The 19910-nt window shown below is 71.5% G+C and carries 9 protein-coding genes; 2 read left to right on the forward strand and 7 right to left on the reverse strand.

Annotated features, from left to right (window positions below; genetic code table 11):
* Window positions 1-13 precede the first annotated feature (13 nt).
* Genes ACZ3H8_RS36675 through ACZ3H8_RS36685 form a run of 3 tightly spaced genes read right to left on the reverse strand, consistent with a single transcriptional unit; the run spans window position 14 to window position 10919 of the window.
* Entirely contained in the window at window positions 14-2254 is a 2241-nt protein-coding gene (locus tag ACZ3H8_RS36675) for a Gfo/Idh/MocA family oxidoreductase (protein ID WP_467409188.1), read from the reverse strand.
* Window positions 2251-3351 (reverse strand): saccharopine dehydrogenase NADP-binding domain-containing protein, encoded by a 1101-nt coding sequence (locus ACZ3H8_RS36680; RefSeq protein WP_467409190.1) that lies wholly within the window; start codon window positions 3349-3351, stop codon window positions 2251-2253. Before ACZ3H8_RS36680 ends, ACZ3H8_RS36675 begins: the two co-directional genes overlap by 4 nt.
* A complete protein-coding gene (locus tag ACZ3H8_RS36685) occupies window positions 3348-10919 on the reverse strand; it encodes an amino acid adenylation domain-containing protein (RefSeq protein WP_467409191.1) in 7572 nt (2523 codons plus the stop codon). Before ACZ3H8_RS36685 ends, ACZ3H8_RS36680 begins: the two co-directional genes overlap by 4 nt.
* A 126-nt stretch (window positions 10920-11045) precedes the next feature.
* On the opposite strand from ACZ3H8_RS36685, the gene ACZ3H8_RS36690 reads away from it, so the two are divergent.
* Window positions 11046-12680 (forward strand): MFS transporter, encoded by a 1635-nt coding sequence (locus ACZ3H8_RS36690; RefSeq protein ID WP_467409193.1) that lies wholly within the window; start codon window positions 11046-11048, stop codon window positions 12678-12680.
* On the opposite strand, the gene ACZ3H8_RS36695 is transcribed toward ACZ3H8_RS36690, so the two are convergent.
* The 4 genes from ACZ3H8_RS36695 to ACZ3H8_RS36710 are packed head-to-tail and all read right to left on the reverse strand — an operon-like array spanning window position 12664 to window position 18435.
* The gene (locus tag ACZ3H8_RS36695) at window positions 12664-13416 is read right to left on the reverse strand and encodes a thioesterase II family protein (RefSeq protein ID WP_467409195.1); all 753 of its coding nucleotides are present in this window, start codon (window positions 13414-13416) and stop codon (window positions 12664-12666) included. The genes ACZ3H8_RS36690 and ACZ3H8_RS36695 overlap by 17 nt on opposite strands.
* Complete coding sequence (locus ACZ3H8_RS36700) at window positions 13413-15896, reverse strand: ABC transporter ATP-binding protein/permease (RefSeq protein ID WP_467409197.1); 2484 nt, start codon at window positions 15894-15896, stop codon at window positions 13413-13415. The genes ACZ3H8_RS36695 and ACZ3H8_RS36700 overlap by 4 nt, the downstream gene beginning before the upstream one ends.
* Window positions 15893-16867, reverse strand: coding sequence for an ABC transporter permease (locus ACZ3H8_RS36705; RefSeq protein WP_467409199.1), 975 nt, complete (start codon window positions 16865-16867; stop codon window positions 15893-15895). Before ACZ3H8_RS36705 ends, ACZ3H8_RS36700 begins: the two co-directional genes overlap by 4 nt.
* A complete protein-coding gene (locus ACZ3H8_RS36710; protein ID WP_467409200.1) occupies window positions 16864-18435 on the reverse strand; it encodes an ABC transporter substrate-binding protein in 1572 nt (523 codons plus the stop codon). The genes ACZ3H8_RS36705 and ACZ3H8_RS36710 overlap by 4 nt, the downstream gene beginning before the upstream one ends.
* 479 nt (window positions 18436-18914) lie before the next feature.
* Between ACZ3H8_RS36710 and ACZ3H8_RS36715 the strand changes: the two genes are divergently transcribed.
* Window positions 18915-19874, forward strand: a complete 960-nt coding sequence (locus tag ACZ3H8_RS36715) for an ATP-binding protein (protein WP_467409201.1) — start codon at window positions 18915-18917, stop codon at window positions 19872-19874.
* Window positions 19875-19910: the final 36 nt, after the last annotated feature.

Here is a 19910-nt window from a genome sequence, read left to right on the forward strand (position 1 = left end):
CGCTCGGCGGCGATCAGCCGAGGCGGGCGGCGAACAACCGCTGCCCCAGTGGCGCCAGCGGATGGTCCTCGTCCGGCGCGGTCACGACCATCCCGACTCCGGCTCCCGCCAGGACGTCGAGCCACTGACGGCGGGAGAGGAACGTGGTGTCCGAAGCTCGTCTGGCGTCTTCGGCGGCGGTCATCATGAACGCCTGCGAGGCCAGGATTTCCAGGTGTTCCCGGGTCGGTTCGGTGATGAACAGCCAGCCTCCCGGAGCGAGCAGTCCGGCGAGGGACCGCACCGTCGCATCGGTGTCGCGCGCGTTGTTCAGCACGCCCGCCGCGATGACGACGTCGACGCTGCCCGGCGCGAGCCCCTGGACGGCCGGATCCCGGTCGATGTCGTAATGGCCGTGCCGGATCCAGCGGTGCCGGGCGTAGCGTTCCTTGGCCGTCGCGACGAAGAAGTGCGAGACATCGGTGAACAGGTAGTCGACCGGCGGCGTACGCCGCCCGCCTTCCGTGAGGGCCGCGGCGACGGCCGCCGTGGTCGCTCCGGTGCCCGCCCCGACCTCGAGGACCCGCAACGGGCGCGCAGTGTTGCGGACCGCTGCGAGGGTACGTACGGCACTAGCCATTGCGGTGTTGAGGTAGCGAGCGGTGACGGTGTCCCCGTACACGGCGTCCGCGATCTCGGTCCGGCCCTCCGGGAAGAGCAGCAGGGCAGCCTGCTGCTCACCGGTCATCAGCTGCGGCAGGCGTTCGGCGTTGCGCCGCAGGTAGGCAATGAACTCGGGTGCGCCGAGCCGGCGTTGCCAGCTTGTGGCAGCCGTGTCCCAGGCCCGGTCGACGGAGTCCGCGTCCACCGGCGGCGTACCGCGGAATCCGTCTCCCTCCCGCTCGATCACCTTGCGGTCGGCGAGGACCCTCAGCCAGCGCCGGATCAGGGCGTGGTGCTGGCGCGCCACGCGGGCGGCCGCCAGGATCTCCGCCGCCGACTGCGTGCGCCCGGGATCGTCGAGAGCGCCCGAGTGCTGAAGGGCTACGACCATCGACGAGAGCACCGCGTCGTCGAGCTGCCGCACGAAGTCGTCCACAAGACGGCGGTCGACCGTGCCCACCCGGCGCTCGGCCGCGGCGACGGCGTACCGGATCAGCTCCCGCGGGTCGGGTTCCGCCCTTGCCGCAGTCAACTCGCGTGCGGAGAGCGGCTGATGGGTCTGCCCAGGTAGCAGCGTCGGATAGCCGATTTCCTTCGTCAGGTCCTGCCACATCCGGCACAGGGTGAGGTGGTACTGGTCGGGCCGGTCGGCCGCCGGGTCGCCGAGGATCACGGCGCGCGCCGCACGCAGGTCCTCGCCGATGGCGGCCGGCCACTGTTCGCGCAACAGGTGCCGGTAGTCCGGCGCTTTGGCCGGGCCCAGCGGGGACGTGCTCGGCTCCGCCAGATGCTCCGTGCCGGGGGCCTCGAAGTCGAAACGGTTCTTCACCGGTTCCGGGATGTGCAGGCGCGGGCTCCACAGCACCGGGCCGTGCGGGTCTGCGAGGGTGAGGCTGCCGCCTGCTGTGCCGATCGTGACGCGGTGCAGGAGGTGCAGATGGTTGTCGGGGTCGTCGGGGTCGATCTGGTTGTGCACGCGCAGCGTCAGCGGCGCGCCGCCGATCGTGCCGGTGAGGACGGTGAACGGCGCGTCGCCCTCGGTGGGCGCGACGCGCGCCTGCCACGGCCGTACGTTGCCGAGCCCCTCGCCCAGGATGTGCAGCAGGGGGAAGGCGACCTGCGAGGCGCAGGCGGCGTCGACGTACGCGACGGGCTGCCGGGCCAGTGCCGTGCGGGCGGCGGCGGTGAAGCGCCGTACCTCCGGCAGCCGCACGTACAGGTCGCCGAGCCGGTACCGCACCCCGTGCCGGCGCGCCTCGCGCAGACAGGCGACCAGGTCGTCGTGGTGCACGGGCTGTTCCTGGACGACGTGGATACCGCGGCGCAGCAGCCGCAGTGCCAGGTCGGTGCCGGAGCCGCCCAGGACGCCGGAGCGTACGACGACGCAGGCAAGGTCGACGTCGTCGGGCAGCTGGTCCACGTCGGTGTACAGGGCAACACCGTGGCGCGCGGCGCATGCCACGGACCGCTCGCTGCCGGCGGCCAGCACGCCGACGATCTCGAACTCATCGGGCAACCCGGCCAGGGCGGCCAGGTAGAACTGGCCGAATGTGGTCCCGCACACGACCGTCCTGAGCCTGCGGGCACCTGTCACGTTCATGGTCGTATTCACAGCACACCCTCCTCGACATTGGTCAGCTCGTGGATTGCCGCGTCGTGCACCGTCACGTCGCACAGGCCGGGTTCGGCACACAGGCGCGCGACGGCGGCGGCCGGGTCGAGGGCGGCGTCGGCGCAGCGTGTGCCGTGCGGCACCTCGCCGCGCAGGACGGCGAGGGCCGCGACCGCGGTGACAGCACCGGTGAGCCGCGAGATGCCTGGCGCGCGCAGGACGGCCGTACGGGTAACGGGCCGCCCCTCGGAGGTTCCGTCGAGCTGGGCGAACAGGGTGACGTAGGGAGTTCGTCCCGCGGCGTCGAGCGCGGTGGCCCGGCACAGGGCCGCCACGGCGTCGGCGCGGTCGAGGGCGCGAGCCGTGTCGAGCGCGGCGGACAGATGCTCGCCGTCCACGGCCGTGTACCAGCTGCCGTGGGTGAGCGACAGGTCGCGGGCCAGCCGCTCGCCCTCGGCGTCCAGGTAGGGAGCGGCCACCACCTCGCGGGTGAAGTACGGCAGTTGCTGCCCTGTCAGGCGCTGCAGCGCGCCGGGGCGGCGGGCGCCGTCCCGCCATGCCGCGAGCGGTTCGTTGGCTCCGTCGAGCACGCCGTCGAGGTAGTCGTCGGCGCCGGTCGGGGTGAAGCGGTCCAGCACCCCGGCATACGCGACGAGCCCCTCCACGGAGTCGAAGTGCTCGGCTGCCAGCCAGCGGGGCAGCAGCCCGGACAGGCCCGGCAGCGCGCCGGCTTCGTACAGCGCCGTGCGCTCGCCGACGGCCGTCCGAACGCCTTCGAGCCGACCGCCGCCTCCGGCATCGACGAGGTGGGCGCCCGCCATCAGCGCGGCGAACGTGACCCGCTCCGAGGTGCGGTGCGAGGGGCCCGCGCAGTGGACGACGAGGTCGCAGCCCCGTACGAAGGAGGCGAGCGAGCCGGCATCGTCGATGTCGACGGTGGCCGCCTCCGCCTGTGTGTCCGCCAGGTGCGTGGTGACGAATCGCTTCGCCTGGATGTCGTCGCGTCCGCCGATCCGCAGCGGCCCTGCTCCCCACCGGGCAAGTAGCCGCGCCGTGTGGCCGCCGACCGCGCCGTAGCCGCCGATGATGCCGATCACAGCGCTCCCTCCTCGGTCTCCTCGTGGTGTCCCTGTGCCTGCTCCTCCGCGAGGGCCTGCGCGACCCGCTCCAGCGTCGGCCCCGCGAACAGGCGCCGCAGTGGCAGCTGTACGCCGAACCGCTGTGTCACCAGGGCGAGGAAGCGGGTCGCGAGAAGGCTGTCGCCACCGAGCACGAAGAAGCTCTGCCTGCGGCCGATCGCGGGTACGCCGAGCAGCTCGGCCCACATCGCCGCGACTGCTTCCTCCAGGTCGCCCTGCGGAGGCTCGTCCGGGTCCTCGTCCTGCGTGGCCCCGGTCAGGGCGGCGACGGACCTGCGGTCGACCTTGCCGTTGGCGCCGAGCGGCAGCCACGGCAGGACGGCGATCCGGTCGGGCACCATGTGCGCGGGCAGCCGGTCCGCGGCGTGATCTCGGAGCGCGGTCGGGTCGAGGTCGACGGCGTCTTCGGGGCGGCGGGCTGTCAGCAGCTCGGTGAAGGAGTCGCCCACGGGCCGATGGGTCACGTCCCGGAACCCGGCCGCTCTCAGCAGCTCGGCCCAGCGGGCGACGGGCAGGATCGGAGTGCCCGCGGCCCGCCGCTCGCGGTCGAAGGCCGCGTACCCGCCGTCCAGCAGAGCGGCTGTGAGCAGGGCGACGGGCGTGAGCTCGGACCGTTCGACGGCCAGCAGTACCCCGCCGCGCCGCGCGGGCAGGGAGGCCAGCGCGGGTCCGTGCCTGGGGTCCGGGCTGCGGTGCAGCACCTGGTCGGCCAGCACGACGTCGAAGCGGTGCCGCATGTCGTCGGGTATGGCCAGGCCCTGCATCCGGTGGCAGGCGACGTCGTGCGGCAATGTCGCGAGACGCCGCTCGGCCGCTGCGACGAGGGCAGGGTTGCTGTCCAGCAGCGTGTACCGCACCTGCTCGGGCGCGAGCCGGCTCAGCAGCCGCACGGCACAGCTCCCGTCCCCGCCGCCGAGCTCGACGACCTCGATAGGGCGTCCTGCTTCAGCGGGCAACTCCTCAATCTGCCGGGCGACTTCATCGATCGCGGCACCACTGCCGGGGTCGGCGGCGGCAAGGCGCGCGGGAGCGAGTACGTCGTCGTCGAGCAGCACGGCCGCGTCCAGGCGCCCCGCGAGGATCTCCCGGTAGTCGCCGAGCCGCTCGATGAGCCGCTGATGGGCTCGGGCGATCAGGGCGCCATAGCTGTCTGTGCTCTGTTCGGTCCCAGCACTGGGCTTCAGTACCGCAGCGGCCTCCGGCCCCACTGCGTACGTCCCGCCGTCCTCCACAAGGACCTTGCGCTCCGCGAGCCACCTGAGCCACAAGCGCACCACCGGCAGATGCTCCTCGGCGACCTCCAGGCGGGCCGCCCACTGCGCAGGGGAGATCTCCCCCGTGAGGTCGGCGACACCGAGGAGGCGGGCCAGGAACGACTCCGCAGCAACGCTCTCCTCGCGCCGGGCGCGGTCCTGGAACTCACGAGTGGAAGCAGGCAGTTGTACGCTGTCGAGCCCGCCCTGCGCGGAGCCGGAGGCGGGGACGACGGCGGCGACCAGGCGGCGAGCCGTACCCTCTCCGGCGACAGTGACGACGGCGCGCCCAACGCCGGGCGCGTCCTGCAGCGCCGCCTCGACCTCGCCGAGTTCGATGCGGTGGCCGCGGATCTTGACCTGCTGGTCGGCGCGGCCGAGAAACTCCAGGGTCCCGTCCGGCCAGTACCGCCCGAGGTCACCGGTCCGGTACCAGCGATCCGCTCCCTCGCCTCCGTCGCCGACGAACTGCCGCGCCGTGAGTTCCGGCGCGCCGCGGTAGCCCCGGGCCACCCCGGCGCCGCCGATCCACAGCTCGCCGGGTACCCAGTCCGGGCAGTCGCGTCCGTGCGCGTCGACGACCCGGAAGCTCTGGCCACGGAGGGGATGTCCGTACGGGATCGAGCGCCATGCGGGGTCGACATCAACAACCTCGTACGCGTTGGACCAGATCGCGGCCTCGGTCGCCCCGCCGAGGGCGACGAACCGGTTCCACGGGCACTGCTCGGCGAGCCGTCCCGGCAGGTCGAGGCCAACCCAGTCGCCGGAGACGAGCACGAGCCGCAGGGGGTCGGGCGGCTGTGCGCCCTCCGCGGTGGTGAGCAGCATGTCGAGCAGGGCGGGCACGGTGTTCCACAGCGTGACCCGGTGGCGGCGCACGAGGTCGAGCCAGCTGCGCGCGTCGCGCCGGTCGTTCTCGTCGATGAGCACGAGAGCGCCGCCTGCCGAGAGCGGCCCGAAGATGTCGTACACGGACAGGTCGAAGTCCAGCGCGGACACCGCGAGTACCCGGTCGGACTCGCCAACGTCGTAGCGCTCGTTGATGTCCGTGACGGTGTTGGCGGCCGCTTGGTGGGTGATCTCGACACCCTTCGGGTCGCCGGTGGAGCCGGAGGTGAAGATGACGTACGCGAGTTCGTCGGCGGGTACGTCGACGGGGGCCGCGGCCACGTCCATCGAGGGCGCCGCGTCCACCGGCACGGCCAGGACCCCGTCGGTCACGGCCGACGCGGAGTCCGCTTCGGTGATGAGGAGGCGTACGCCCGCGAGGCTGTGAATGCGCTCGCGCCGGGCCCGGGGTTGGTCGATGCCGACCGGGACGTACGAGCCCCCGGCGGCCAGCACTCCGAGTACCGCCACGATCTGGTCGGGCCCCTTGGGAAGACTGACCGCGACGGTCTCCCCGCACCGGACTCCGTGCTCGACGAGCACGGTCGCCAGCCGCAGCGCGCGGTCGGCGAGCTCGCCATAACTCATGCGGTCGTCGTCGCCCCAGAGCAGGGCGGTGCGGTGCGGCTGATCGGCGGCCCTGCGGAAGAAGTCGCGGTGCAGCAGTCCCGGGACGCCGGTGCCGGTCGTGTTGACGGCCGTGCGGGTGGTGCGCTGCGTGGCGGGCAGCAGGTCGGGCGCGGGCGTCGTCCAGTCGTCCGTGGCCAGCCAGTCCACCAGTCGCAGATACGCGGCGAACATCGCGTCGACGCAGCCGTCGGGGAAGAGTTCCTCGACGACGTCCCAGTTGAGGCGGACACCGTCGGCGTCCTCGGTGACCTGATGGTCGAGCCACACCTGCGGCGTCTGCGAAACACCCCACACCTGCCGGTCGAAGGGCGCACCCGGGACCTCGCCGCCCACACCGAGCGCACTGGTGAAGACGACGGGCATGGTGGTCTCCGGTTCACCGCTGCGGCGTGCGAGTTCACGCAGCACCCAGACGGCGGAGACCTCCCGGTGGTCCAGGGAGCGCCACAGCTCCTCCTGGACGCGACGGGCGCGCGCCAGCCAGTTCTCGCCGGCCTGCGGGCGGGACGACACGAGCATCAGCGAGGTGAAGTCCCCGAGGACGTTGCCGATGTCCGGGTGCACGTCACGGCGGTCGAACAGGGTGAGGTTCAGAGTGAGTTCAGGTCGGGCACTCCACCGGCCGAGCACCTCGGCGAAGGCGGCCAGAAGTACTCCGGACGGGGTGAGGCCGTGCTCCCGCGCTCGTTCGGCGAGGGCCTGCCACCGCTGCGGCTCGATGAGCGCCTCACGGCGCGTGAAGTGAGGGCGCTCGACAGCCGACGGGTCCTTGGCGAGCGGCAGCGCCGGTGCGGAAGGCAGCTGCGGCAGCAGGTCGGTCCAGTACGAGCGGGCGGCGGCGACTGCCTCGGGGTCGGGGACGGTGGAGCATATGTAATCGCGGAACGAGACGTCGACGGGCGGTAGTTGGGCGTTCGGGTCGGCGTACAGCGTGGCCAGTTCCGCGTAGAAGACGAGAATGCTCAGCGCGTCGAGCGCGATGTTGTCGATCCCGATGCCCAGCCGCGTACGACGGCCCGCGCGCACACCTCGAACGGCGAACAGCGGCCAGATGCCGGGGTCGAAGACCTGGTGCGAGGTGTTCTCGCGCAAGGCGGCGAACGCTGCCTCGGCGTCTGGCCCCGCATCCGTGATCTGTACGGTGAACCGGGGCACTTCTGGCAGGATCCGCTGCTCGCCGCTCTCGTCGACGACGGCACGCAGCATCTCGTGGCGCTCGACGAGCCGGTTCAGGGCCGACTCCAGCCGGTCCGCATCCAGGTCGTCGACGTCGTACTCGCGGTAGAAGTGGCAGCCGGTGCCGCCGAGCGTGAAGTCCTCTCCGCGCCCGAGCCAGTAGGCGCGCTGCACGTCGGTGAGGGGGAAGGTTTCGTGCCGCCGCGCGGGATCGGCTGTCACCGTCTGCTCGGTGCGATGTGTGCCGTCGGGGCGCAGGCTGCCGACGAAGTCGGCGAGAGCGGGGTGGGCGAAGAGTTCAGAGAGGCGGACATCGCCGTAGCCCTCGGTGCGCAGCCGGGCGACGAGACGGGTGGCGAGCAGCGAGTCGCCGCCGAGGGCAAAGAAGTCGTCTTCGCGTCCGACGTCGGTGACCCCGAGGACGGCGGACCATGCCTGCGCGACCTGCCGTTCGCGCTCGCCGCGCGGCGGAGTGACCGTGCGGGCCTCGGCTTCTGCGCACTGTCCGACGCGGCGGGCGATCGCCTTGCGGTCGACCTTCCCGTTGGGTGTGAGCGGGAACTCGGCGAGGACCGCGACCCGTTCGGGCACCATCGCGGCCGGCAGCCGCTCGGCGGCGTACGCACGCAGCTGCGCCGGGTCGGCGACACCGGTCACGGCTGCACCCAGCCGCCGGTCGTCCCCGACGACCGCGACGGCCTTCTCCACGCCGGGGGCCGCGGCCAGCGCTGCCTCGATCTCACCGAGTTCGATGCGGTGGCCGCGCACCTTGACCTGGTGGTCGGCGCGGCCGAGGAACTCCAGGGTGCCGTCGGGCCAGTAGCGGCCCCGGTCGCCGGTGCGGTACCAGCGCACCCCGTCGACCTCGCGGAACTTGTCGGCGGTGCGGGCCGCGTCGCCCCGGTAGCCGCGCGCCACACCGGCGCCGCCGATCCACAGTTCACCGGGCGTCCAGTCCGGGCAGTCACGGCCGAGCGGATCCACGACCCGGCACCGGACGCCCCGCAGCGGTGTCCCGTAGGGCACCGACACCCACTCGGCCGGCACATCGCCGACCTCGCAGACAGTGGAGTGGATGGCGGTCTCAGTAGTGCCGCCCAGCGCCACGAAACTGCAGTCCGGCGCGGCGGCGCGCACCCGGCCAGGCAGGTCGAGCGGCACCCAGTCGCCGCCGAGCAGCGCGAGCCTGAGCGTCGGCAGTCCGTCGCCGCCCGCTGCGGTGATCAGCATGTCGAGCAGGGCGGGGGCGCAGTTGACGACGGTCACCCCGTGAGCGCGGGTCAAGTCCGCCCAAGCCGTGGCTTCCCTGCGGGCGGGTTCCTCGACGCAGACGAGCGCGCCGCCCGAGGCGAGCGTGCCGAAGATGTCATACACCGACAGGTCGAAGTCCAGCGCGGACACGGCCAGAGTGCGGTCCGAAGCCCCCACGGCAAAACGGTTGTTGAGATCGGCGATTGTGTTGACGGCGGCCGCGTGCGTGACCTCGACGCCCTTGGGCTCACCTGTGGAGCCCGAGGTGTAGATCACGTAGGCGAGGTCGGCCGGGCTGCCGGGGACGGGTGCGGGAAGCGGCTCGATGCCGTCCGGCAGGGTGAGGTCGTCGAGCACGAGGCGTATTCGGGCCGACGCGTGGATGCGTTCGCGGCGAGCCGGGGGCTGGTCGACGCCGAGGGGCAGATAGGCGGCGCCCGCTGCGAGGACGCCGAGCACGGCGGTGATCTGGTCGGGGCCTTTGGGCAGGGTGACGGCCACCACGTCTTGAGGCAGAACGCCGCGAGCCCGCAGGAGCCCGCCCACCTCCAGTGCCCGGCGGGCGAGTTCGCCGTACGTAAGCGATCCTGCGCTCCCCCACAGCAGCGCGGGTGCGTCGGGATCCGTCGCTGACCGCGCGAAGAAGCCGTCGTGCAGGCGCGCCTCGCCGGGCTGCCACGACGTGTCGTTGACCGCGGCCCGCACTGCCAGCTGCTCATAGGGCAGCATGGCCGGAACGGGCCGGCTCCAGGCGTCGGGGTGGTCCAGCAGGCGGTCGAGCAGCGCGCGATAGGCGTCGAACATCACGTCGAGGACGCCGGGCGCGAACGCGTCTTGACGCGCGTCCCAGTTGACCAGGAGTCCGCCGCCGACCTCGGTGACCTGTGCGTCGAGCCATACCTGCGGGCCCTGGGAAATGATCCAGGACGCCTCGCCGAAGCTCTCCCGCACGGCGTCGGCGAACAGTTCGCCCAGGCCGAGCGCGCTGGTATAGACGACGGGGGCCAGGACGCGCTCGCCGTGCAGGCGTGACGCGTCGCGCAGCACCTCCACGCCCGAGTAGCCGGCATGCGCGACGTCCTGGTGGAAGCGTTCCTGGAGGCGTGCGGCGCGCTCGGCGAAGGTGCCGGAGGCCGCCCCGTTCCAAGCGAGCAGCACCGACGAGGTGAAGTCGCCCACGAGCGAGGGGACATGGTCGTGCAGGGGCTCGCGGTCGAACAGCGGCAGGTTGAGCAGGAAGTCCGGCTCGGCACTGTATGCCTGCAGCGTTTCGGCGAACACCGTGGCGAGCGCCATGGCGGGGGTCAGGCCGTGGCGGCGGGCCGCCTGCTCGAAGCGACGGTTGCGCTCGGCGTCGAGGTGCAGGTGCCGCCGTACGACGGTGATGGCCTCGGACTCTCGTGCAGGGACCGGCAGTTGAGGCGCCGTCGGCAGTTCGGGGAGCCGTTTCTGCCAGTAACGCCGATCGGCCTCGAAGGCCGCCTCACGGGATGGGGTCTCGCGAGCGGCACTACGTTCGGCCAGGTAGCGCGGATAGCTGTAGTCGAGTACGGGCAACGAGGTCGCGGGGTCGGCATAGGCGCGGGCGAGGTCGGCCAGCAGCACGCGCAGACTCAGCGCGTCGGCGGCGACCATGTCGAGATTGACGTGGAGCCTTGTGCCCTCCGACCGCAGCGCGTCGGGCAGCAGCGACAGCTGGACGTCGAAGACCTCCGCGGCCGTGATGTCCATGCGGCGGTGCGACAGCTCCCCGCGCAGCTCGGCGAGGCGCTGTTCGGCGTCCGCGGCGCGAAGTTCCCGCAGGTCGTGCACGCGCAGCCCGGGCCAGGGACTGTCGGAAAGGATGCGCTGGCGGCCGTCGTCGAGGATGCTCACGCGCAGCATTCCGTGCCGAGCGAGGACGGCTCGTACCGCAGCCTCCAGGCGAGCCGGATCGACCTGCCGCCCGTCGAACTCGTGATAGAAGTGCGCGGCCACGCCCCCGAGTTCTTGTCCGTCTGCGCGCCCCACCCAGTAGGCGTGCTGCATGAGGGCGAGATCGAAGGGTTCCGACTCGTCCACGTGTCCGGCAGTGGAGTCCTCACCGCCCGTCCGGCGTTCGGCGACGAGTCGCCGCCAGGCGGCCAGCGTCGGCTCGGCGATGAGATCGGCGAATCCGATGTCGAGGCCCGCACGGCGACATCGCCCTGCCAGTCGCATCATCGCCAGTGAGTCCAGCCCGAGTTGGATGAGATGGGCGTCTTCGTCGATGTCCTCGGCGCGCAGTCCGAGCAGCTCACCGACGGCATCGGACAGATCGATCACTGCGTCCGCGCGTTCCTGCGTCACCTGGATTCATCCCCCTCGAGTACACGGTTCGATCCGGCCACCCAAGCTAATGGAAACGATTTTCATTTACAAGTCCGGAGTTTCTCGCTAGCGTCACCACCCACGGACAGACAAGAGAGGAAGGTCATGGCTGAAGCAGAAGCCACCCAACAAGGCCGCGAGACAACGGAGTTGGCGGAAACTCCGCCTGCCGTGCGCGACGCACGGCGATGGACGACTGCCGTGACGGCGCTCGCCGCCGCGCTGATGACGCTCGACATCACCGTGGTGAACGTGGCGATGCCCGAGATCGGCGCGGACCTGGGTGCCTCGCTGGACAGCCTCCAGTGGATCGTCAACGCGTACACGCTGAGCTTCGCGGCACTGCTGCTCACAGCGGGATCCGTGTCGGACCTGATCGGCCGTCGGCGGATCTTCCTCGCAGGGGTCGCGGTCTTCACGCTCGCCTCGGCCGCCTGCGCGCTGGCTCCGAACGCGGGCGCCCTGATCGCGGCCCGTGCAGTGCAGGGCGCGGGTGGCGCCATGGTGCTGGGCACCTCGCTCGCCCTGATATCCGGTGTGTTCGAGGGGGCTCCGGCGCGGGCCCGCACCACGGCCATCGGGCTGTTCACTGCCGGCGGCGCCGTGTCCGCGGCGCTGGGCCCGCTGGTCGGCGGCTCGATCGTGGAGTGGCTGAGCTGGCCCTACCTCTTCGCCGTCAATGTGCCGATCGGCGTGCTGATCCTGTACGGCACGGTGCGCAAGGTCCCGGAGAGCGGTGCCTCCGGCGGCTCGCGGCAGATCGACTACGCCGGAGCGGTCCTGGCGGTGCTGGCGCTGTTCCTCCTCAACTACGGCCTGCTGGCAGGCTCGGAGGACAGCTGGTCCGAACCCGGCGTACTGGCGTCACTGATCTCGGGGACGCTGCTGGCCGTGGCGTTCGTGGCGGTGCAGTGGCGGCTGGGCCCGCGCGCGATGCTGGATCTGCGACTGTTCGCGATCCCCACCTTCGCTGGGGCGCTGCTGCTCAGCTTTGCCGCCCGGATCTTCAGTTTCGGCATGCTGCCCTTCCTCACCCTGTGGCTGGGCGGCATGCTGCACCTCACGCCGATCGAGATCGGCCTGGTGCTGCTCGCGCAGTCGATCGCCATCGTGATCGGGGCGTCGCTGAGCGGGCTGCTGACGAAGCTGCTGCCGGTGTCGCGCGTACTGGCCCTGGGCATGGCGGCGGTCGGCGTCGGCGTGCTGCTGGCGGTGGACATCTCGTCGGACGACGACTGGACGGCGCTGCTCCCCATGCTGGTCCTGATCGGATTCGGAGCCGGTCTGACCCTTCCCCATCTGCTGTCGCTCGCCGTCAACGTCGTACCGCCCTCGCGCGCCGGCACCGCCTCGGGCGCGGCCAACAGCTTCTTCCCCCTCGGCACCGCCACCGGGGTCGCACTCTTCGGCGTCGTGCTGACGAGCAAGGTGAACGACGTCATGTCCGCGACCGCGCTCGGTGAGCACGCCGTTCCGGACTCTGTCGCCGGGCAACTGCGACGGCTGGTCACGGCAGGCCAGTTCGACGCGGTCGCCGCTGCCGTGCCGCAGGAGGCACGCGGCCAGGTGCTTGCCTTGGCTCGCAGCGCCTATACCGAGGCGCTCTCGCAGATCTTCCTCGTCGCGGGGAACGCGGCTCTGGTGGCGGCCGCGGCGAGCCTGGTGCTCGTACGCGACAAGGACACGTACGAGACCGAGCCAGAGACCGCAGACACGGCTATCGCTACCGCGCAGGAATGACCAGGCGGCGGCACACCGCGTCGACAACCGCCTGCGGCCGGTCCGAGAGATAGAAGTGACCGCCGGGGAAGGTCAGCAGCTGGAAGTGGCCAGTGGTCCACTTCTCCCAGCCCGCGGCCTCCTCGGCGGTCAGCTCGGTGTCCCTCGCGCCGATGAGCGCGGTCACCGGACACGGCACCGGACCCTCGGGGTTCGCGGCATACGTCTCGATCAGCCGATAGTCGCCGCGGACCGCGGGCAGCACCAACTGCCGTACCTCGGCCATCGCCAACAGCTCCGCAGGCGTGCCTCCGAGTCGCATCAACTCGGCAGACAGGGCGTCGTCGTCCAGTAGGTGCACGGTGCCGCCGCGGTGGTGCTGCGGCGCCTCCCGGGCAGAGACGAAGAGGTGCTCCGGCGCCCGGTGCCCCTGCTTGATCAGGCGCAGGACGAGCTCATGCCCGACCGCTGCCCCCATACTGTGCCCGAACACCGCCCAGGGACGGTCGAGCAGCGGCGCCACGGCCCGGGCGAGTGACTCGACCAGCTCTGGCAGCTCCTTGGGCAGCGGGTCGTCGAGCCGGTCCTCGCGGCCCGGCGGACAGACGAGGACCGGCTCGACCTCGGGCGGCAGCAGGTCCTTCCAGACCCGGTAGAGCGCGGTCGACCCGCCGGCGTGGGGCAGGCACACCAGCCGCACGGCCGGGTGCGGCTGCGGCCGGGGCCGGCGCAGCCAGGGCGTTCCGGGGTGTGTCACGGGCTCGTCCTCTCGTACGGCGCGGAGATCGGCAACAGGGGGATGGCGGAAAGAAGTTGGGCGGTCACCTGATCAGAGGGATCGGCCACGACGCGTTCGACGGGCCCCGACTCCCTGATCCGGCCGTCGGCGAGGACCGCGAGGTCGCCGCCCAGCCGTACCGGCACCGTCATGTCGTGCGTGACCACGACCAGGGCGAGACCGAGGTCCCGCCGCAGCTCGTCGAGGAGGGCCAGCACGGTGGCGGCTGTGGGGGCGTCCAGTGCGCTGGTCGCCTCGTCGCACAGCAGCACACGCGGGTCTGCGGCCAACGCCCGTGCCAGCGCAACACGTTGCCGCTGCCCGCCGGAGAGCTGTCCCGGCCGCATCGACCCGTGGGCGGCGTCGAGACCGACCCGTTCCAGCAGCCGGTGCACCTCGGCCCTGCGCCCACCACCATCGAGCCCGGGCCGGAACAGATGCAGCGGGCGGGCGACAATTCGCTCCACGGTGTGGCGCGGGTTGAGCGAGTCATACGGGTCCTGCGGGACGAGCTGCAGCAGGCGCAGGTCATCGCGAGTGCGGCGGCGCACCCCGTGTTGCAGGTCCCGGTCGTCCAGCCGGAGTTCGCCCGTCCAGTCGGCGTTCAGCCCTGCGATGCAGCGCAGCAGCGTGGTCTTGCCGCCTCCCGATGGCCCAACCACCGACAGGCAGCCGCCGGCGGCGACGGCCAGGTCGATGCCGTCGAGTACGTTCCGTCGGCCGCGGTCGGCGCGCAGTCCGCGTAGGGAAAGCACCGGCTCGCCCACGACCTCGGTACCCGTGGACCGGGGCGCTGCGGCGGCGCGGGCCGCAACGACCAGGCGCCGGGCAGGCTCGCTCACCGGCCGCGCCAACACCTCCTCCACCGGCCCCTGTTCGACCACGCGTCCGCGCTCCAGGACCACCACGTCGTCGGCCACCGCGGCCACATGTGCCAGGTCGTGGGCGATCAGCACGACGGCCGGGCCGCCCTGCTCGCGGATCCTGGCGAGGTCGCCGAGGAGCGCGGCGGCCGTGACCGGATCCAGGGCGCTGGTGGGTTCGTCGAGAACCAGCAGGTCGGGGCGGTGCGCGAGCGCGGCGGCCAGGGCCACGCGCTGCCGTTGCCCGCCGGAGAGCTGGTGTGGCCGACGTCGCAGGAAGGCGTCGTCGTCGGGGAGTTGGACGGTACGCAGCGCAGCACGGACGCGTTCGTACCTATCGGCGCGTGGCACCCCCCGCGCCCGGAGGAACTCCCCGATGTGGTCGCCCACGCGCAGCGTCGGCGCCAGGGAGGTACGCGGGTCCTGGGGTACGTACGCGGCATGCCGGGCCCGCAGCCGCCGCAGCTGCCGGGGGCGCAGCCCGAGCACGGACCGTCCGGCGAGCCACACCGATCCGGATGACGGCGTGAGACCGGGGCGCAGCTCGCCGAACGCGGCAAGCGCCAGCGTCGTCTTGCCGGACCCCGACGGGCCGACGAGGGCGAGCACGCGGCCGCGCGGCACATCGAGGTCGACCCTGTCGAGCACACGTATCCCGTCGGCCTCGACGGTCAGGTCCCTGACGCGAAGCACCGCGTCACCGGTCCCGGTGTCCGCGGCCGTGTCTGCGAGCATCGGTGCGCTGCGATGTCGTCCCTTCGCCAGGTCCGCCGGAAGCACGGCGTCGACCAGGAGGTTGGCGCTCAGCAGCAGGACGAGGATGCCGGTCGCGGGAAGGACGACGGCGAGCGGCTGGAGCGCGAGGCCGTCGCGGTTCTCCAGGATCATCAACCCCCAGTCGGCGGCGGGGGGTTGAGCTCCGTAGCCGAGGAACGCCGCGGTGGCGACCGTGAACGCCGCTCCCACGAACCGCACCCCGGCGTCGGCGGCGAGCACCGGCACCAGGTTGGGCAGCACCTCGCGGGCAAGGACATGGCGAGTCGACTCGCCGCGCCCGACGGCGGCCTCGACGTAGTCGTGCTGAAGAGCCTGCAGCGCCGCGGCCCGCACCACGCGGACGATCTCCGGGAACAGCACCACCGCAGTCGCGGCCGCCACCCCGCTCGTCCCTCGCCCAACGGCCACCACAACTACGCTGAGCAGCAGGAACGACGGGAGGCTGAGCAGCACGTCCACCAGGCGCAGTGCGACCGCGTCTATGGCTCCGCCCCGCAGCGCAGCGAGCATCCCTACGGCTGCCCCCAGCGCGTACGCGACGGCGAGAGCTCCGAGCGCAAGCAGCACCAGGGACCGTCCGCCCGCCAGGAAGCGGCTGAGCACATCGCCACCGAGATGGTCGGTGCCCAGCGGCGCATCGCCGCCGGTCGGCGCGTACGGCATGTCCAGGACGGCACCCGGCGCATGCGGGGCGAGCCACGGGCCGATCAGGGCCAGGAGAACGACAAAGGCCAGGACCGCGCCCGCGACCACGGCTCCCGCCCGCCTGGGGAGCCGGCTGGACCGGGTGCCTGCGGTGCGCCGGATCGGCGGGGTCAACTCGGCCTCCTGGCGGCGGGGTTGAGGGCTGCGGCGAGGGTGTCCGCCAGCAGGTTCAAGGTCACGGTCACGGAGGCGGCGAGCATGCTGACGCCCAGGACGACGGGGGCGTCCCGTGCGGCTGTGGCGCCCACGAGCGCGGCCGCGAGCCCCGGGTAGCCGAAGAGCGTCTCGGCCACGAGCGTGCCGCCGAGCAGATAGGCCAGATAGCGGGCGAGTACGGGGATGGCCGGGACGACCGCCGCCGGCAACACCCACCTCAGCACCACGCGGTGTTCCGGCACTCCACCGAGCCGTGCCGCCCGCACCGCGTCAGAGGCCGCGACCTCGGTCACCCCGGCCCGGATCAGACGCACATTCTGCGCCAGGCAGACCGACAGCAGCGTGAGCACGGGCAGTACGAGGATCTGCGGCTGGGACAGCGGCCCTTGCCCCGCGGCCGGGACCGACACGGCGGGCAGCCAGCCGGCGCCCACCGCGAAGAGCTGGATGAGCAGTGTTCCGATGACGAACTCGGGCAGGCTGACCAGCGCCAGCGTGGCCGTGGAGACCAGCCGGTCGGGGGGCCGTCCGGCACGCAGCCCCGCCCACAGTCCGAGCCCCACGGCCGACGGCACCAGCAGGGCGGCCGCGACCACCCCCAACAGCAGGGAGTTCCCGGCCCGTTCGGCGATCAGCGCGGAAACTGTCTCCCCGGTGGCGTACGAGCGGCCGAGGTCACCGTGGAGCGCGTCCCACAGCCAGCTGCCGTAGCGCTCCCAGGCGAGCCGGTCCAAGCCCAGGCTGTGCCGCAGTTCGGCGATCTGCCCCGGGCTCGCACCCTGCCCGGCGAGCCGTGCCGCCGCCGCGTCACCGGGTGCCAGCAGCGTCGCCGCGAAGACCAGCAGCGAGGCGGCGAGGAGCGTGGTGGCTGCGATGCCGCCCCGCCGCAGCCACCACAGGACCGGGCTCTTCCCCGGTATGCCGGTCACGAGGCGAGGTAGGCGTCACGCAGCGACGGGTAGTCGAAGAAGCCATGCGCCTGCACCCCGTGTACGGCGGTCGTGGCCCCCGCGACGGTGGGGACGCGCGCGAACACCACGTCGCCTCCGTGCTTGTAGAGGTGCTGCTGCACGTCGTGGACGGCGCGGGTGCGCTTGGCATCGCCGACCGCGGCGTGCATGGCGCCCATCAGGCCGTTCAGGGTGTCGTCGGACGGCCCGGTGAAGGGGTACGGCGCCTGCGGCCCGTAGTAGAGGCTCAGGGCGAGCGGCAGGGGCAGCGGGTGGTAGAAGCTGGTCTTGAGCGGGGCGGCAAGCAGGGACTTGATGTCGGTGTAGAAGTCGGCGGCGGGGACCTTGTCCACAGCGACGTTCAGGCCCCCCTTACGTCCCTGCTCGACGAACGCGGTGGCGGCCTCCAGCGGTCCGTACTCGTAGTTGCTCGTACGGATGGACAGCTTCGTGCCCTTCAGCGCGCCCGTCGACATCAGGCGCCGTGCCCGGTCCGGGTCGTGGTCGCGGCGCGGCAGGGAGCTGTCGTACCAGGACTGGTGACGGCCCATCGCGTCGTCGGCGATCTCGCCCCGGCCGAGGGTGACCGTGCGCACCATGGCCTCGCGGTCGATCGCGTACCGCACCGCCTCGACAGCTTCGGCGTGCGTGAAGGGCGCGGTGGAGAGGTTCAGGGAAAAGGCCAGTTCGCCCCAGAGCTCGCGGGGCGCGGTGGTGATCCGCAGGCGGGAGTTGTTCGCCTCGGCGCGCAGAGTGGGCAGGGTCAGCGCTCCCGCGTAGTCGAACTGCCCCGCCTTCAGGCCGTTCAGGCGCGCATCGGCCTCGGTGACGGACAGCAGCTCGATCTCGTCGAGATACGGCCCGCCGCTCCCCCAGTAGTCCTTGCGCGCCGTCAGCAGACTGCTGTTGCTCCGCGCCCACTTCTTGAGTACGAAGGGCCCGGAGCCCGGGGCCTTCGCGAAGTCCTTCGTGCCGTCCGGGAACACGAACATCGACTGGGCCAGCGCCAGGTCGAAGAAGCCGTCCGTGCTCTTCAGATGCAGCTCGACCGTGCGCTTGTCGCGAACCTTGGACGCCTTCGCGTCGAGCCCGGCCAGGAAGGCACTCTGGGTGGTCGGCTGCGAGGCGAAGGTCTTCAGACTGAACAGCACGTCGTCGGCGGTGAGGGCTTTGCCGTCGCTGAAGGTGATGCCGTCCCGGAGGCGCACCGTCCACACCGTCGCGTCGTCGTTGGGCTCGACGGACTCGGCAACACGCCACACCGGCTTGCTGCCGTCGATCTCGCCGATCGTGTCCCACACGATGCGCGCCCGTACGTAGTCGACGGGCGTCGCGGTCGCCTGGATGACGCTCGCAGACTCCGCACTCGACCCCGCGAAGGCCGCGCGCAACCGTCCGCCCTGCCGCGGCTTGCCATCGTCGGCCGCGGGCGTCCCGCCGCCGTCACCTCCGCAGCCGACCAACAGCCCGCCACCCGCGGCCGCCACGGCTCCGCCTCCGATGCCTCGCAGTACGGACCTGCGCGCTATGTGTCGATCCCCCACCATCGCCCCTTCCACCGAACCGGTCACCCGGCGCGTTCCAGTTACTACGCGCAAGCTAACAGAAAACGAAAACGATTTTCAATAACTGGAACCGAGGATGGCCCCGCCGACGGCGAGATCTCAGAGGGCGGCTGGCCACTGCGATCACCCTGTCCCGCCCGACCCGCCGCCCGGTGGCACAGAACCTTGTCATCGCCGGCGTGCTCATCTCCGCCTGGACATCTGGGACCTGGCCGGACGTCTGCCTCTGCCGCTGAGTGCCCTCAGCCACGAAGGGTCCACCGCCCTCGTCGGACTTAATGGCCCTCGCCTGCTTCGCGGGGCCGCCGGGAGAACGCTGAGGCTTCGAGCGGGGCCAAGCGACCATGGCGCCCAACTCGAGTTTCCTGTACGGCGGTTGAGTTCACAGCGATTTGACAGGGGCTCAGCCGTCCCATTAAACCTAGCCACATGACTTTCATTTTCAATAGAGGTGACTAGTTGTGCGTGTCGCGTTCGTCGGAAAGGGCGGCAGCGGCAAGACCACGCTGTCCGCCCTCTTCTCCCGCCATCTGGCGCACTCAGGAGCGCCCGTCGTCGCCATCGACGCCGACATCAATCAACACCTCGCTGGGGCCCTCGGCCTGGGCGACGGTGAACCCTTCACCGCCCCACCCCTCAGTTCCCGCCTGGACGAAATCAAGGACTATCTGCGCGGCAACAATCCGCGCATCCCCTCACGGGAAGCGATGATCAAGACCACCCCGCCCGGACGGGGTTCGCGCCTGCTCCGTCTGCTAGGCGACGACACAGTGCACAGCAACCACCTGCAGAGCGTAGGCGGGGTTCCGCTGATGGTGACCGGTGTGTTCGACGAGAGCGATCTCGGTGTGGCCTGCTACCACTCCAAACTCGGAGCGGTGGAGCTCTATCTCAACCACCTCGTCGACGGGCCCGCCGAGTACGTCGTCGTCGATATGACCGCCGGCGCGGACGCCTTTGCCTCCGGTTTGTTCACCCGGTTCGACATGACGTTCCTGGTCGCCGAGCCCACCCGCAAGGGGGTCTCGGTCTACCGCCAGTACCGGGACCACGCCCGCGAATTCGGGATCCCGATCGCGGTCGTCGGCAACAAGGTCTCCGGCGAGGACGACCTGCTCTTCCTCAAGGAGCAGGTCGGCGACGATCTCTTGGCCCACTTCGAGCACTCTGCATGGGTACGGGCCCAGGAACAGGGCCGCGGCCACGGCGAGCTCGAGCCGCACAACCTCCACGCCCTGCGCCAACTGCGTACCGCTGTCGACGTCTGCACCAAGGACTGGGCGGCCTTCCAGAAACACGCCGTCGCCTTCCACGTGCGCAACGCCACCGCCTGGGCGAATCAGGCCACCGGAACCGACCTCGCCGAACAGGTCGACCCCGGCTTCCGGCACGGCCCCGGTGCACTGACGCCCGCCTCCTGAGCAAGCCTCTCCTGCTGCCACCACCCGCAGCCATTC

It is taken from the genome of Streptomyces sp. NPDC002868, assembly GCF_055563295.1.